This is a genomic window from Paenibacillus baekrokdamisoli (genome assembly GCF_003945345.1).
Lineage (GTDB): Bacteria > Bacillota > Bacilli > Paenibacillales > Paenibacillaceae > Paenibacillus_Z > Paenibacillus_Z baekrokdamisoli.
This window is the reverse complement of sequence record NZ_AP019308.1, coordinates 291239-303994: the sequence shown is the minus strand read 5'-3', so window position 1 is coordinate 303994 and position 12756 is coordinate 291239. Positions and strand designations below refer to the sequence as shown.

At 41.6% G+C, this 12756-nt stretch carries 15 protein-coding genes, 1 tRNA gene and 1 pseudogene; 4 read left to right on the top strand and 13 right to left on the bottom strand.

All coding sequences use genetic code 11. The features are described 5' to 3' along the window. Nucleotides 1–1070 precede the first annotated feature (1070 nt). From EKN16_RS01230 to EKN16_RS01165, 13 genes and pseudogenes are all read right to left on the bottom strand, one after another. Nucleotides 1071–1580 carry a HEAT repeat domain-containing protein gene (locus tag EKN16_RS01230; RefSeq protein ID WP_125653339.1) on the bottom strand — a complete coding sequence of 170 codons (510 nt, stop codon included), beginning with the start codon at nucleotides 1578–1580 and terminating at the stop codon, nucleotides 1071–1073. Between the two features lie 70 nt (nucleotides 1581–1650). Next, nucleotides 1651–1726, bottom strand: a tRNA-Ala gene (locus EKN16_RS01225). Between the two features lie 101 nt (nucleotides 1727–1827). Further along, the gene (locus tag EKN16_RS01220; protein ID WP_164522628.1) at nucleotides 1828–2241 is read right to left on the bottom strand and encodes a GNAT family N-acetyltransferase; all 414 of its coding nucleotides are present in this window, start codon (nucleotides 2239–2241) and stop codon (nucleotides 1828–1830) included. Between the two features lie 265 nt (nucleotides 2242–2506). Beyond that, nucleotides 2507–3326 (bottom strand): annotated as a pseudogene (locus EKN16_RS01210) (SDR family NAD(P)-dependent oxidoreductase). Between the two features lie 78 nt (nucleotides 3327–3404). Next, nucleotides 3405–3995: a TetR/AcrR family transcriptional regulator gene (locus tag EKN16_RS01205; RefSeq protein WP_125653336.1), complete on the bottom strand. Its 591-nt coding sequence runs from the start codon at nucleotides 3993–3995 to the stop codon at nucleotides 3405–3407. 273 nt (nucleotides 3996–4268) lie between these two features. Continuing rightward, nucleotides 4269–4460, bottom strand: coding sequence for a hypothetical protein (locus EKN16_RS01200; protein WP_125653335.1), 192 nt, complete (start codon nucleotides 4458–4460; stop codon nucleotides 4269–4271). Nucleotides 4461–4557: 97 nt separating this feature from the next. Continuing rightward, nucleotides 4558–5007: a transposase gene (locus EKN16_RS33390; protein ID WP_269462741.1), complete on the bottom strand. Its 450-nt coding sequence runs from the start codon at nucleotides 5005–5007 to the stop codon at nucleotides 4558–4560. A gap of 14 nt (nucleotides 5008–5021) precedes the next feature. Beyond that, nucleotides 5022–5744: a transposase gene (locus EKN16_RS33385; RefSeq protein ID WP_221226645.1), complete on the bottom strand. Its 723-nt coding sequence runs from the start codon at nucleotides 5742–5744 to the stop codon at nucleotides 5022–5024. Beyond that, nucleotides 5698–6108, bottom strand: coding sequence for a hypothetical protein (locus EKN16_RS01185; protein ID WP_125653332.1), 411 nt, complete (start codon nucleotides 6106–6108; stop codon nucleotides 5698–5700). Before EKN16_RS01185 ends, EKN16_RS33385 begins: the two co-directional genes overlap by 47 nt. 3 nt (nucleotides 6109–6111) lie before the next feature. Then, nucleotides 6112–6378, bottom strand: a complete 267-nt coding sequence (locus EKN16_RS01180) for a hypothetical protein (RefSeq protein WP_125653331.1) — start codon at nucleotides 6376–6378, stop codon at nucleotides 6112–6114. Between the two features lie 52 nt (nucleotides 6379–6430). Next, on the bottom strand, nucleotides 6431–7210 hold the full coding sequence (locus EKN16_RS01175; protein WP_331852364.1) for an RNA ligase family protein: 780 nt from the start codon (nucleotides 7208–7210) through the stop codon (nucleotides 6431–6433). A gap of 304 nt (nucleotides 7211–7514) precedes the next feature. Beyond that, the gene (locus EKN16_RS01170; RefSeq protein WP_125653330.1) at nucleotides 7515–8087 is read right to left on the bottom strand and encodes a TlpA family protein disulfide reductase; all 573 of its coding nucleotides are present in this window, start codon (nucleotides 8085–8087) and stop codon (nucleotides 7515–7517) included. A gap of 277 nt (nucleotides 8088–8364) precedes the next feature. Then, entirely contained in the window at nucleotides 8365–9282 is a 918-nt protein-coding gene (locus EKN16_RS01165; protein ID WP_125653329.1) for a nucleoside hydrolase, read from the bottom strand. Nucleotides 9283–9442: 160 nt separating this feature from the next. Here EKN16_RS01165 and EKN16_RS01160 point away from each other — a divergent pair, with 160 nt between their 5' ends. The 4 genes from EKN16_RS01160 (at nucleotide 9443) to kduD (ending at nucleotide 12728) form a co-directional block, all read left to right on the top strand. Then, nucleotides 9443–10204: an AraC family transcriptional regulator gene (locus EKN16_RS01160; protein WP_125653328.1), complete on the top strand. Its 762-nt coding sequence runs from the start codon at nucleotides 9443–9445 to the stop codon at nucleotides 10202–10204. 56 nt (nucleotides 10205–10260) lie between these two features. Further along, complete coding sequence (kduI, locus tag EKN16_RS01155; RefSeq protein ID WP_125653327.1) at nucleotides 10261–11094, top strand: 5-dehydro-4-deoxy-D-glucuronate isomerase; 834 nt, start codon at nucleotides 10261–10263, stop codon at nucleotides 11092–11094. Between the two features lie 30 nt (nucleotides 11095–11124). Continuing rightward, nucleotides 11125–11889, top strand: a complete 765-nt coding sequence (locus EKN16_RS01150) for a DeoR/GlpR family DNA-binding transcription regulator (protein WP_125665716.1) — start codon at nucleotides 11125–11127, stop codon at nucleotides 11887–11889. Between the two features lie 89 nt (nucleotides 11890–11978). Beyond that, nucleotides 11979–12728 (top strand): 2-dehydro-3-deoxy-D-gluconate 5-dehydrogenase KduD, encoded by a 750-nt coding sequence (gene kduD, locus EKN16_RS01145; RefSeq protein ID WP_125653326.1) that lies wholly within the window; start codon nucleotides 11979–11981, stop codon nucleotides 12726–12728. Nucleotides 12729–12756: the final 28 nt, after the last annotated feature.

The window sequence follows — 12756 nt, the reverse complement described above, 5'->3', positions numbered from 1 at the left end:
GTGTCTAGCAAAAATTTACATCCTATCGGTTATAGTACCAATATCTAGATAACAAAATATCAAGAGGTTCACAAGATCTTCATAAGTTATAACCTGATTCGTTCGTGGCTATAGCCTTGAAAAAAATATCAGAATTCCGATGAAAGCCTCCCTTGATGTTCGTAAACTCTGGATTTCTTCAATGACCTCCCACCGCCGCTCCAGAGATGTACTCGCTTGGCTGTGCTCGAGAGTAAGCTTGCAGTGCTTTCGAGTAATGGATAGGAGCATCTGCGTTTGTGTTTCGTCCAGTTCAAGACCGACTAGCGAACTGCGGTGGGATTCGAGTACAACATTACAGCTATTCGAAAAGGTCAAATGGAATACCTCCCAAGGAACAAGTTTGTTGCATGTTACCTTAGGTAGATGGTTATGGCAAGTAAGTCGCTTAAGAAAATTAAAGCCCAAGTGGGATACCACTTGGGCTTTCTAATGAATTTATTGGCTCACAGGGACAGGACAGTTCCCGCAGTTGAGCTGACAACCATAGCCCACACTGTCTCTAATAATGATGAAATAAAGAGCTCTGTTTTCATACGCATCCCCTCCTTGGATTGAACAGAAACTACTTCCAGACTAATAAATCTAATCAGCCATAGTCCTCCGACAAGCAACAAGGCTATGGGATCTGCACACAACATTGCGAGGTGTTCTGTATAAGGGCATCATGCCCCTGTCAACCAACAACCTTTTTTCGGACAAAAAAACGGCATCTCTACCGTTTGAATTTTAGGTTGGTGGAGACTAGCGGGATATGACTTGCACAAACTCGTCTTTCCATATGGGATGTATGAATCTTTGATTATATAGCTGACGAAGCTTACTCGGGCGAGGACTTTTAGCGGTAGATTCAGACGCCGTGCTCCTGCATTAGACGAGATTGCTTGGAAGCTATCTCGCTTCATTACGTCCGCGCGGGCGAACCCCTGACCTCATCGCTGCCAGCGATGCGCTCTCCCAGCCGAGCTAAGGTCCCACGATAAATCTTGTATTTAAAAATTAGGTTTCAAATTCCGTCTGTGATAACTCAGTTACCTCTTTAATACTTTTAAGTATATTTTCTTGATGCTGTTTTTTTCCTCGAATTCACAAATATCCTGAAGAGTGGTACGAAAATCATCGTTCGAATAATTGGGTAGATCGAATATTTGGGTAAGAGCATAGGCTGCGCTCCAGCGAACCACAGTGCCGTCGTCTTTCGTATTTTCTAATAAACTAGCAATCGCCTCTTCTAGGTGTTCAGAATAAAGATGAGCAATATTGCCAATTACTTTAGCAGACTCCCATTTTAGACGTGGTGCTTTAGCACACAGATTATTTTGCGCGAACCTGAAAAGCTCCATATTTGCAATCACTGGTTTTTTATTTGTGGCATATTCGAACGCCTCCATGCAAGTCGCCTTTGCCGGGTCTTTAGCGGTAGAAGCTACATTAATAATGTCAATAATAGCTAGTTCACCGCTTATAATTGCATCTGCCATAACTTCTGTTTTTTCTTTTGGCTTTAGATCTTTTCTTTTCAACAATTCGTCTAGAACCATTTAACATTCCCCCTTCATTTAGCTCCGAAAAGAAAAAAAAACGACATCTCTGCCGTTAAGTTGAAGGTATTGGTGGAGACTAGCGGGATCGAACCGCTGACCTCTTGCATGCCATGCAAGCGCTCTCCCAGTTGAGCTAAGCCCCCACGATCATTCTTACTGCTGGTCGTTCATTCTTATGGTGATGAGGTGGCAGGGAGAATAACTTAAAACTGTGGTATGGCATTTGCCCTAACTGATGGTTATATTAAAAATTGAACCCATTTATTTTATAATGATTTGCTTTTATTAAACCTGCCTTTTCAGCTGTTTTTTGAGAAGCAATATTACTCTCGATACAATCCCACCAAGAAGCAATATTTTTTTCATTGAATTTCTTTAATAATAAATTCACAAGTGAACTAGACAATCCTTGTCTTTTGTAATCTTCAAGCGTTTCTACTCCAATTGCGTGTGTGGAATTAAACTTAGTGAGTGCAACGTAACCATAGCCCTTTCCTAAAAAGATATTTAAGGTACCCAAATATTGTTCGATGTAATTTATCATAAAATCCGCATTTTTCATTTCACCTTTATGAAGTTCAAATATGAATGTTTCGTCAATCTCCACAGCCCTAAAGGGCTCTAAAATATCTGAGCAGAGAGATTCATTTGTTTTCAAATTAGATTTATAGACATATTGAAAACTCAAAATCGTTTCTATCTTTACTTCTCAACAAAGGAATAATTTCATTCTCAATGAGCATTTCGATTGATTGATTAAAGCAATTGTTTCTAGCACTTCCCATGAAATGGAAAGCCCCCAATCCACTAGACCATACTAATGCGGATGACGGATTCAAATTGTTATCTACCCACACTTCACCGGGATTATTACCAACAACAACTCCTGCAAACATCATATCACTGTCGGCATAATGGTGCATTCAGTTAATGCTTGCTTTACGAGCCACATTACAGACGAGTCTCATCAACTTTCGGTGAACGGATGGAAACAGGGTAAAGAAAATGTCCATCGTCCGTCGCAGAGGCATTGGGCAAATGATCGGTTCATTTCGGACAATGCCCTTTAACGCGATACGCGCGAATTGCTCAGGGCTCATCAATTTCTGCTTCATTATTTGTTCATTTATTTTCTCTTTGTCCATGTTGATTGCTTCACCTTTTAAGAATATTGGTGTATTCACAAACGCTGGGCATAGTGCGCTTACCTTAACTCCGAACGCTTCCGCCTCATAATGAAGAGATGTAGTAAGCCCAACGATAGCGTGTTTGGTTGTCGCATACGCAGCAGCTGTTGGTGACGGACCAAGTCCTGTTGCGGATGCAGTATTTGCAATGTGGCCGAACCCTTGCTTTTTCATTAACGTATACGCAGCCTGCGTACCATGAATTACGCCCCAAAGGTTCACGTTGATGATTCTCTCCCAATGTTCGTGTGACATATCGTACAACTCACCATACATCGCGATCCCCCACATTGTTGAACATATAGTCTAACTTCCCATGCTCCTGATGCACGTTATGAATCACATTCTCTACCTGAGAGGCATCCGTTACATCCAGTTTGACAAATTTTGCTCTACCTCCCTTAATTTCAATTTCTCTGACTGTCTGTTCACCACCCACCTCGTCTATATCGGTAATAACGACAAATACTTGTTTGCTCGCCAACTCGATGCTAATTGCTCTACCAATGCCCGAAGCGCCACCAGTTACTATAGCAACTTGATTCGATGTACTCAATATACCCACATCCTTTTCGCTTATTATAGTGCAATTAGAACAATTAGTACGATCGTTCTAATTAGGTGAGCCATATCCTTAATTTTTAAGGATACCGCCTAGAAAAATTGTCACGCTTTGGTGGAACATGAGGAGCAGCTTATCATAATCCATTGTAAATATGTGCTGACATAACGCCCCAAGCCAAGTTCCAAACAGAAATGTAGTCGATTCCAAATCATCAATCTTAAATTCGCAAGTATCCATTCCTAGCTGAAAAATTGCCGCATACGCTTGCATCGGTATTATTGCAAGTCCGTACAATTGTTTCACAGTTTCCGGATTCGTGGAAGGATTGACCGCCAGTTCTTGACCAACCTTGAGCAGCGGCGTTTTATAGTTGTTTAAAACAAACTTCGCCATCGCATACAACTTTTCTGTAGCAGACGGATAGTTCGGCGAGAGGGCGGTCCATTTTTCGCCCCATTCCCGCATACCTTCCTGAGCCAAATAGACGAACAGCTTTTCCTTGTTCTCGAAATGATAATATACGTGCCCTTTGCTAAAGCCCGCTTCCTTGGATATATCGGAAACCGATGTTCCAGCGAAACCTTTTTGCGAAAAAAGTCGCGCCGCTTTCTCCGCAATGATCTTCCGTGTTAGATCACTATCGTAGTGTCGTTTCATAATCTGCCATCCTTATTTACTGAACGATCGTTCTAATTAATAATAATTTAAAGGAACTTCAAATACAACATAATTTACGATTTCTCACAAACTTTCCATAATTGTATTCAAATTCACTACTACCTATGATATGGTTATGAGCAAAGTAATTTACATATGCTGATCTTTATCCTCAGCTTTTTTCAAGCTATCTTACTCAAGTAAAAGTTGAATATTGGTTTTATAGCAAGAAGAACGCCCAAGCAATGTTCCAGCTTGAGCTCTCTCCAATATATTTTAGGTAAATGCGGCCTTAATTCCATATGGCTTTCCGTTAGATACCATTGTATTTACAACACCATTCAAATCTTTCAAAATGACCTCTGTTTTTTTGTCTTTATTTTGTAGGTTGTTTGTAACAACTACTACGAGTGTACATACTATCAAAAGGAAACCAACTAAACTACCGATTCTTCTTATTATTTTCAAGTTATACTTCCTCATGTGTAAAAAAAGGCTCTTCGCTCTACCGGATGGGTAATTCCAGTCTGAATAGAGAAATAGTTTCGTTGGTTTTAAGAGTTTCCTAAAAATCTGGTATAAAGGAGAAGGGAAACCCATTAATACCTTCCAGCAACCCGTTGGTCATTCTACTGTGAAACCAGCGAAGAATTCCTTCTTCATGTCGCTTGATGGTCTTGGCTAACTCCACCATCGGCTCGAGTTGAGAGCGTCTAGCCCAGGCCATCCACTCCCGTAAATAGACATCCGCTAATAGATGAGGCTTGCTCCAGAGATCCTGTAACGCCAGCTTCAACCGATACGCTTTGCCTGTTTTCAGATGACTATCCTTCAGATGCAGGTTCAACTCTTCTTTCTGTTCGTTCTTTAAAGTTGTTTCATTTTTCAACCAGAGATATTTGGTTCGTTTAAGCTCAGGTGCTTGCTTTTGCTCCTCTTTGCGAACCTCGTCCACCGCTTCATTGACCAGCTTCATGACGTGGAATTTATCAAAGTGATCTCCGCTTTTGGAAATTGATCTTCAATGCCTCAAATGAAGGCCGGAGACATATCACTGCATATTTCTTGAATTTGTAGGGCTTCTGCGCCTTTGCTGATCATATGTTGCTTGAATTTAGCCAGGGTATCTTTGCTTTTCCCTTCTGTTGCAAACAAGACAATCTTGGTGTCCACATCAACGAATAATGTAATATAACGATGTCCGCGGCGCGAGGACGTTTCGTCTACGGCGATTCGTTTGACCGCAGTCAAATCCAATTGCTCCATCGCTTGATTCACATAGTGATGAAAGATTCGCCACATGCATGTGTCATGCTCCCGGAGTTCTCTAGCTGCAGCATTAACTGGCATTTCAGCCATAAGCCGCATCGCCCAGGCATCAAACTGCAACGTGAAGTGCGACATCGGACGGGACCATTTCACAGGCACAAGGGTCACTTTCTTACAGTTTGTGCAGTCCGTTCTTGGCACACGGGCATGAATGTAGGTTTTCCAGTTCCAAAAGTCCAGATGACGCCAGTCTTTCTTCTCAGCGTCATAAGCTTTGCACGATGCACCACACGACGGACAAGCAAACAGGGATCCACGTTCAAAGTCTAGGAATAGATGCCAAGCTTCATCCTTATCATCATATTCAATATGCGTCAGTTTCCAAGGATCTTCAAGCGCTAACGCTATTCTAAACATATCCGCAATCAGGTTATCTTTATTGCTTATTGGGGTCCACCCAAGTGCCATAATGTATATCTGCATATGCATAATCATCAAGTTTTCTGATTAAATTTCTAACCTCAGGATTAAGTAAATGAAAATCAATAAAAAGTATTGGTCTCATTTTTTCTTTGTACTGGGCAATTGAAAACTCTTTCATGCCATTATCATCGTTGAAGTGTACAAACTGGAATTCTCCGTCAATTTTTAATGCTTCGTTGTAAACTTTGAATTCTTTAATTTCCTTCTTTTTGTTGGTTTCTCTAGCTTTATCTTCAAGTAGCCATGCCCTCTCTCTTTCCGCTTTTTTCACTTCCTTTCTATATGTAAAACTGTTTGTAATAACGACAGTTGAAGTCGTTAAAAGTGAACCACCAAGAACGCCAATGGCTCCAATTTGTTTCATAAACTACTTCAAACCGAACAAACTCTCCCAGTCTGTGTCCTCGTCAATAAACTCTTCTTTATCTAAAGCGCTTCTAGGGTTCCGTAAATCAATTCTATCTTTTAACTTCTCAACATGTTGTGTCTCTTCTTTGCAATGAGGACACCAGATAGTTTTAATATGATTCTCTTCTCTAAGTTGATGTAGCGGTCTTGGAATAGGAAAATAACTGCCACAAGATAAACACATGAGTTCAGAGATCATTACTGGCATCTTATTTTTAAGTCCCATTATTGTCACCTCATCACTAAAAGTCAGATCTAATGAGAATAAAAGCAATCAATTATTTCCTAAAGGTTCTTTCATAGTCTTCAAATCGAATTTTTCTAATCTGTTTTCTATCGAACGAACGAACAATTACCCCTTCGGATTTTCCTGTAGAATCAATACCAACTTTGGTTTTCTCAAAATTCTTTAATAATTTAAATGTGTCTTCAAGTGTCTCGGGAAACTCTGAACCATTAATTTCTGCAAGTAGTGGGGCATATTCTAGATCATTTTTTGCTACAAACTTTAGTTTCTCGGCTTCATTATAAAAAGGCTGATTGCCATGATCGCGCCACTCTGCTATTTTCTCTACTGGTAAAGCTAAGAGTTCGTTTAATTCAATCTGATTCAAATCAAAAACATCAAAAACTCTATAACCTTGAATTTTATTGTTCGTATAATTCTTGGATGCTTTGGTCTTTCCACCATATGATTCTTGATAGATAACTGTTAAAGCCCAATCATTGCTTGTGAAATTATTTTCAATAAATTTGTTAGCTAATGGTTTTAAAAATTCGGCAATGTTACCATACGGATTACCAATTCTATCTCCTTTTGCATAGAGCAATTCTTCTCTTGAGCCAATTAAATAATCGATTTCACCATAAAGATTTTTAAATAAAATAATTCTTGAATTTTCACCATCAACCTTCTCATAGACAAAAACATCATCAGAATCTTGGAACCCCTTATCTTCAGATAATGCTTCGGTTAATCGTCCTCTTTCTCCTAATTGGTGATATGTAAGAATACTTGGATATTTAGTTATCGTATTAATTTTTTTGAAATCCATCATCACTCAACTCCTGTATAAATTGTTGTTTTATTGTCTATCTGTTTACTGCAAATATTAATATGGTAATCATTAAAATTATCAATGCAGAAATTGATAATGAGATTATTGAAAGAATAATTCCTGCAAGGGCTAAACTGTGAGTTTTCGTTTCTTTTAGCGATTTTTTCCCAAAACGATTCCTATGATTCCCAATGCGATAGTAATCATAACTCCTAGACCAGATGTAAGAAATGCTGGAATAAACGATATAACACTAAAACCAAACCCTAAATTCAGGGAAACTAATTAATAGTCTCTTCATAAATTATTGTATGTTATCCATCCTTTGTTGAAAGCCTCGCTTAAACTCAATTGGTATTGCTATTACACATCTTTTAGCATTATCGTTCAAACGGGACATTGCCTTAAAAAGGCCAATCTCAGTAGAACCAACTATCCTTTCAGTCACCTGCTCATTTTCATCAAGAAAAATTAATGTTGGGAAGCCTGGAGATCCATAATTGTCATATAATTTCCCATCATCATCAAACAATACTGGATATTCAATTTTATATTTTTTGATGTAGTTCTTCACTTCATCGACATCATCTCTATGAATAAGGTTAATCCCATATATGTTAATATCATTTTTATACTTTTCATACATAGAAACAATTTTTGGAGCATCTTCATTACAATATGGACACCACGATGTAAAAAATAGTAATACCGATGGCTTCCCATTAGATACCATTGTATTTACAACACCATTCACATCCTTCAAAATGACCTCTGTTTTTTTGTCTTTATTTTGTAGGTTGTTTGTAACAACTACCACGAGTGTACATAATATCAAAAGGAAACCAACTAAACTAACGATTCTTCTTATTATTTTCAAGTTATACTTCCTCACTGTAAGTTAATAGCTGCTTTCTAAAATAATAAAATCATCGATTTTTGGAATAATGCACTTCATGTTCGGTAAGTTATATCAATATAATTATAATACCAACATTCACCAAAGTAGTATATCAACGAGTGAAAATGTGTAAAAAAAGAACCTCCCCTTTCAAAGGAAGTTCTCTACTTTATTTTCTAATTAACTCCACTCAGTAAAGAGTATATAAAGCTCTAATCCTCACGGTATATCCTTACCACGCAATCACATACCCTGATCACTGGTTGGTTTGCTGCAGTTTCCTAAAGAAATCCTGGAACACCTCATCTCGATGAATGTGATTCACATAACGGATCAAATGTCTGGATGCATCAAAGCTCCAGCGGAACTCCTCTGAAAGGTACGGGCTGGGCAGCAGCACGCTTGGTGTGAACTGTTCATTATTCAAATAGGCAATCGTTGAGATATCCCAGATGACCCGCGATCTGCCAAAATGATCATCGACGCAGTTCAAGTACGTTTCATACAAATAATCCCCGATTTCTCCCTGCCCTTTTACATAGTCCCGAATTTCAGAAAGTGTCGTCAGCAGATGCGAGGTTACTCCCATACAAGGAATGAGCACAAGCGGAACGCCGCTGTTTACAATCGTCCGGGATGCATGCAGATCCTGGAACAAATTGAATTCACGCGTATCCTTCCATTGAAAAGAATGACCTCCCAGCCACACGACGACGATTCTGCGAATAATCTCAGGCTGCATGAGTATGGCAGAAGCTACGTTCGTTATCGCTCCAATTGAAACTACATAAAGCGGATCCTCCTCTGTTGAGGCCATCGCACGCTCGACTAAATTACGGGCTGCAGCACTCTCAACCGGTGTATGCGTATCTGGCAAATACATCGTTGACCCTTCATAAGCTGGAATATCGCTCTTCATAAGAGCTAGGATCTTCTTCAGCTCCAGATAGCTTTTCTCCATCCCGTCCTTCGGTCCCGTCGATAAATCATTAAAGAACGGTGCCGCGTAGAAGGCTTCCATCTGCATTCGTTCCGGTGATAAGAGCGAATAGACAACGGCAAATTGATCATCTATTTCGTTGTAGGTGTCTGTATCGAGCACCGCTCTTATTTTCCCCTTCGGTGGTTCTAGTCTCCGTATTCTTTCTTCCATTGTCAGCTGTGGAAATTTCATTCGCATGCCCTCCTAATAAGTTATATAATTCGGCTATGATGAAAGCGCCTAGCTTTTCTTTCTCTATTCACAATATCAATTTATCTCCTACTTATTTATCTGGATCTGGCTGCTTTTTTATAGGAATTGGCTATCTTCTAAGTAAAGGATTTGACGAGCGATGAAGACCAAATTGACCATATTTTGTGCGGCAGTACGAGAAAAAGACTGGTATATGCATATGCATCAGCATGCCTGCTATGAGCTCGTCTATTATTTGGACGGACAGGGCACAACTACGATAAATGGGCAGTCTTATTCCTTCCAGCCCCATACTTTCACGATCATTCCTCCCTCCACTCTTCACGATGAGAAACACAGTATAACCTCGAATGTCATCTTCATCGGCTTTCATATTCCACCGGAGCATTCATTAAGCTGCGGTTTATTTCATGATGACGCGCTGCATTCCATACTGGAGCAGCTGCTCCGTATGAAGCAAGAGTTTACAGACAAGCAATCGCTATACGCAGATAAGCTGGATTTACTTATGGGTGAGCTTGTTATTGATTTTCTGCGATCCCACCAGCCTGCCCTGATACATAACCCAACGACAGAGAAGCTGCTCTACGTCCGTAATTATATGAATGAAAACTTTCAGCAAAAGACAGATATCGCCCACCTAGCTGCTCTTGCAGGCTACAGCTATGATCGATTCCGGCATCTATTCAAGGAAATAACCGGGCATTCCCCTCAAGCCTATCTACTCCGCAAAAGAATCGAGCATGCCCGTACTCTTCTTCTGCAAACCGAACTTCCCGTATCGCATATCGCGCTGGAAGCTGGTTTTTCTAACGATGCCCAGTTTTGCTCCCTATTCAAACGAGAAACCGGACATTCCCCACGCAAGTTCCGGCTTGCTTTTGCCCACAGCATCCCTTAATATGAACATATAAGAACTAAAATGAACTTATAAGAACCTAAGAGGAGAATGCAATCATGGAAATCCGTTATGCGTCTCACCCCAATGAAGTCAAAGCGTACGATACCTCCCGACTGCGTAAGGAATTTCATATTGAATCTTTATTCGTTCCGGGCGAGCTTACGTTGGTGTATTCACATGTGGATCGGTTCATTGTAGGGGGCGCCGTTCCTGCTGGCAGCATTGTGAAGCTGGAAGCAGATGTCCAAACAATCGGTGCGGATACCTTTCTGGAACGTAGAGAAATTGGAATTATTAACACGGGGGGACGCGGTCAAATAACTGTTGATGGAGAGGTTTACGTCATGGAGCCGAAGGATTGCCTCTATGTTGGGCTAGGCGCTCAAGAGGTTTTGTTCGAGAGTGATGACGCGGCGTCTCCTGCCAAATATTATTTGAACTCTACGCCTGCACATCAAACGTATCCGACTGTGAAGGCTGCAATCAGTGAAGCGGCACCTAACCATCTCGGCAGCATCACGAACTCAAACGAGCGGACCATCTACAAATATATCCATACCGAAGGCATTCAAAGCTGCCAACTGGTTATGGGCATGACGTTGCTGAAGCCCGGTAACATGTGGAATACGATGCCCTGTCATACGCATAACCGACGCTCCGAGGTTTATTTCTATTTTGATATGCCTGAGGATGGGGTTGTCTTCCACCTTATGGGTGAGCCTCAAGAAACACGCCATCTGGTCGTTCGCAACGAACAAGCGGTTATCTCTCCAAGCTGGTCGATTCATAGTGGTGTAGGAACGAGCAATTATACGTTTATTTGGGGAATGGCTGGAGAAAATCAAATTTTCAACGATATGGACCCGGTAGCCATGAAAGAGATATTATAAGAGGTAACCTACGAAGAACGGATGAATGCAATGAGCTCCTTACGTCGTTACGAAAAAATTATGGAAGTATTATTAGCGCAAAAGGAAGTCACCGTCGCTGATCTGAGCGAAACGCTTCAGGTTACCGGCAAGACGATCCGTGAAGACCTTGCCAAGCTGGAGGAGAAGGGGCTTCTCCTTAGGGTTCATGGAGGGGCGGTCCTTGCCCAAAGCGATCAGCTGGGTATTCTTTCGCAGAAGGAACCTCTTATTAAGAACGCCTCTGCCAAAGAAGAAATCGCCGAGCTTGCGATACGGCTTATTGAACCTAACGACATTATTGCGCTGGATGGCGGCAGCACGACACTTGAAATCGCCAAGCGGCTGGAGAATCAGCCGTTGACGGTCGTTACGAATGATGTGTTCATTATTGGAGAGCTTGCTCGCAAGAGTGAGATCCGCTTAGTCGTGCCTGGCGGTTATCGCGTGCGCAACATGCTCGCTGGACCTGAAGCCACCGCTTATATTAAGAAGCTTAATATCCAGAAGGCCTTCTTATCGGCAACGGCCGTTCATCCAGAATACGGCTTCACCATCTATACAGGTGATCTGATCGATTTCAAGCAAGCGCTCCTGGCCTCCGCGCATACCGCTTATGCGGTGGTCGATCATCATAAATTCGGGCAAATTGCCTTGCTTACTTTTGCCGGCTTATCTGAGGTTGAAGCCATTCTGACCGACAACGGATTATCCTCCGAAACCGCCGAACAATTCCGTCAGGCTGGGGTTCGATTGGAATGCAGCGCTAAGATATAAGCGACATGAGATCATGATTCATAGGAGCAACATGCTAATGAACGTCCTAGTACAAATACTTAATTGTTGCGAAAGGAATGAGGCATTCGATGTTATTCGACTTAACGGGCAAAACTGCACTAATAACCGGTACCTCCGGCGGCCTTGGACAAGCAATGGCTGTGGGACTTGCACAAGCGGGCGCAAATATCGTCGCTATTTCTTCCTCTAATAGTGATCACACAGTCGAGCTTATCCGAGCCAACGGTGGTCAGATCGAACAAATATCTGCCGATCTAAGCGATGCAGAAGGGTTGAATGAAGTTTTTGCCAAGTCAGTTGGTTTCTTCGGTCAGATCGATATTTTAATTAACAATGCTGGTATCATTCGCCGTACGCCAGCCGCTCTCCACTCTCAGCAGGACTGGTATGATGTGATTGATCTTAACTTGAATTCCGTCTTCTTCCTCTGCCAGCTGGCTGGTACACATATGATAGAGCGAGGCAGCGGCAAAATCATTAATATCGCTTCGATGCTTTCCTTCCAGGGTGGCGTCAATGTGCCAGGCTATACCGCCAGTAAGCATGCGGTTGCTGGGCTTACCAAAGCATTAGCGAATGAATGGGCTGGTAAAGGACTGCAGGTTAACGCGATTGCGCCAGGTTACATGGAGACCAATAACACAGCTCCCATCATTCGGGACGAGAAGCGTTACACTTCAATTACTGAGCGTATTCCCGCTGGTCGCTGGGGAACCCCCGAAGACTTAGTTGGTCCTGCCGTATTCCTGGCCTCCAAAGCATCCGATTACATGAATGGGCATGTGTTATGCGTAGATGGCGGATGGTTGGCGAGATAGGCCCATTCATCAGCTGATTACCTTTTTG

Bases quoted from the DNA above. Each gene is read 5' to 3' on its own strand.
- EKN16_RS01160 (WP_125653328.1), top strand. From the start codon at position 9,443: ATGAAGACCAAATTGACCATATTTTGTGCGGCAGTACGAGAAAAAGAC.
- kduI (WP_125653327.1), top strand. From the start codon at position 10,261: ATGGAAATCCGTTATGCGTCTCACCCCAATGAAGTCAAAGCGTACGAT.
- EKN16_RS01175 (WP_331852364.1), bottom strand. From the start codon at position 7,210: ATGATGGATTTCAAAAAAATTAATACGATAACTAAATATCCAAGTATT.
- EKN16_RS01230 (WP_125653339.1), bottom strand. From the start codon at position 1,580: ATGGTTCTAGACGAATTGTTGAAAAGAAAAGATCTAAAGCCAAAAGAA.
- EKN16_RS01180 (WP_125653331.1), bottom strand. From the start codon at position 6,378: ATGGGACTTAAAAATAAGATGCCAGTAATGATCTCTGAACTCATGTGT.
- EKN16_RS01150 (WP_125665716.1), top strand. From the start codon at position 11,125: ATGAGCTCCTTACGTCGTTACGAAAAAATTATGGAAGTATTATTAGCG.
- EKN16_RS01165 (WP_125653329.1), bottom strand. From the start codon at position 9,282: ATGAAATTTCCACAGCTGACAATGGAAGAAAGAATACGGAGACTAGAA.
- kduD (WP_125653326.1), top strand. From the start codon at position 11,979: ATGTTATTCGACTTAACGGGCAAAACTGCACTAATAACCGGTACCTCC.
- EKN16_RS33385 (WP_221226645.1), bottom strand. From the start codon at position 5,744: ATGCAGATATACATTATGGCACTTGGGTGGACCCCAATAAGCAATAAA.
- EKN16_RS01185 (WP_125653332.1), bottom strand. From the start codon at position 6,108: ATGAAACAAATTGGAGCCATTGGCGTTCTTGGTGGTTCACTTTTAACG.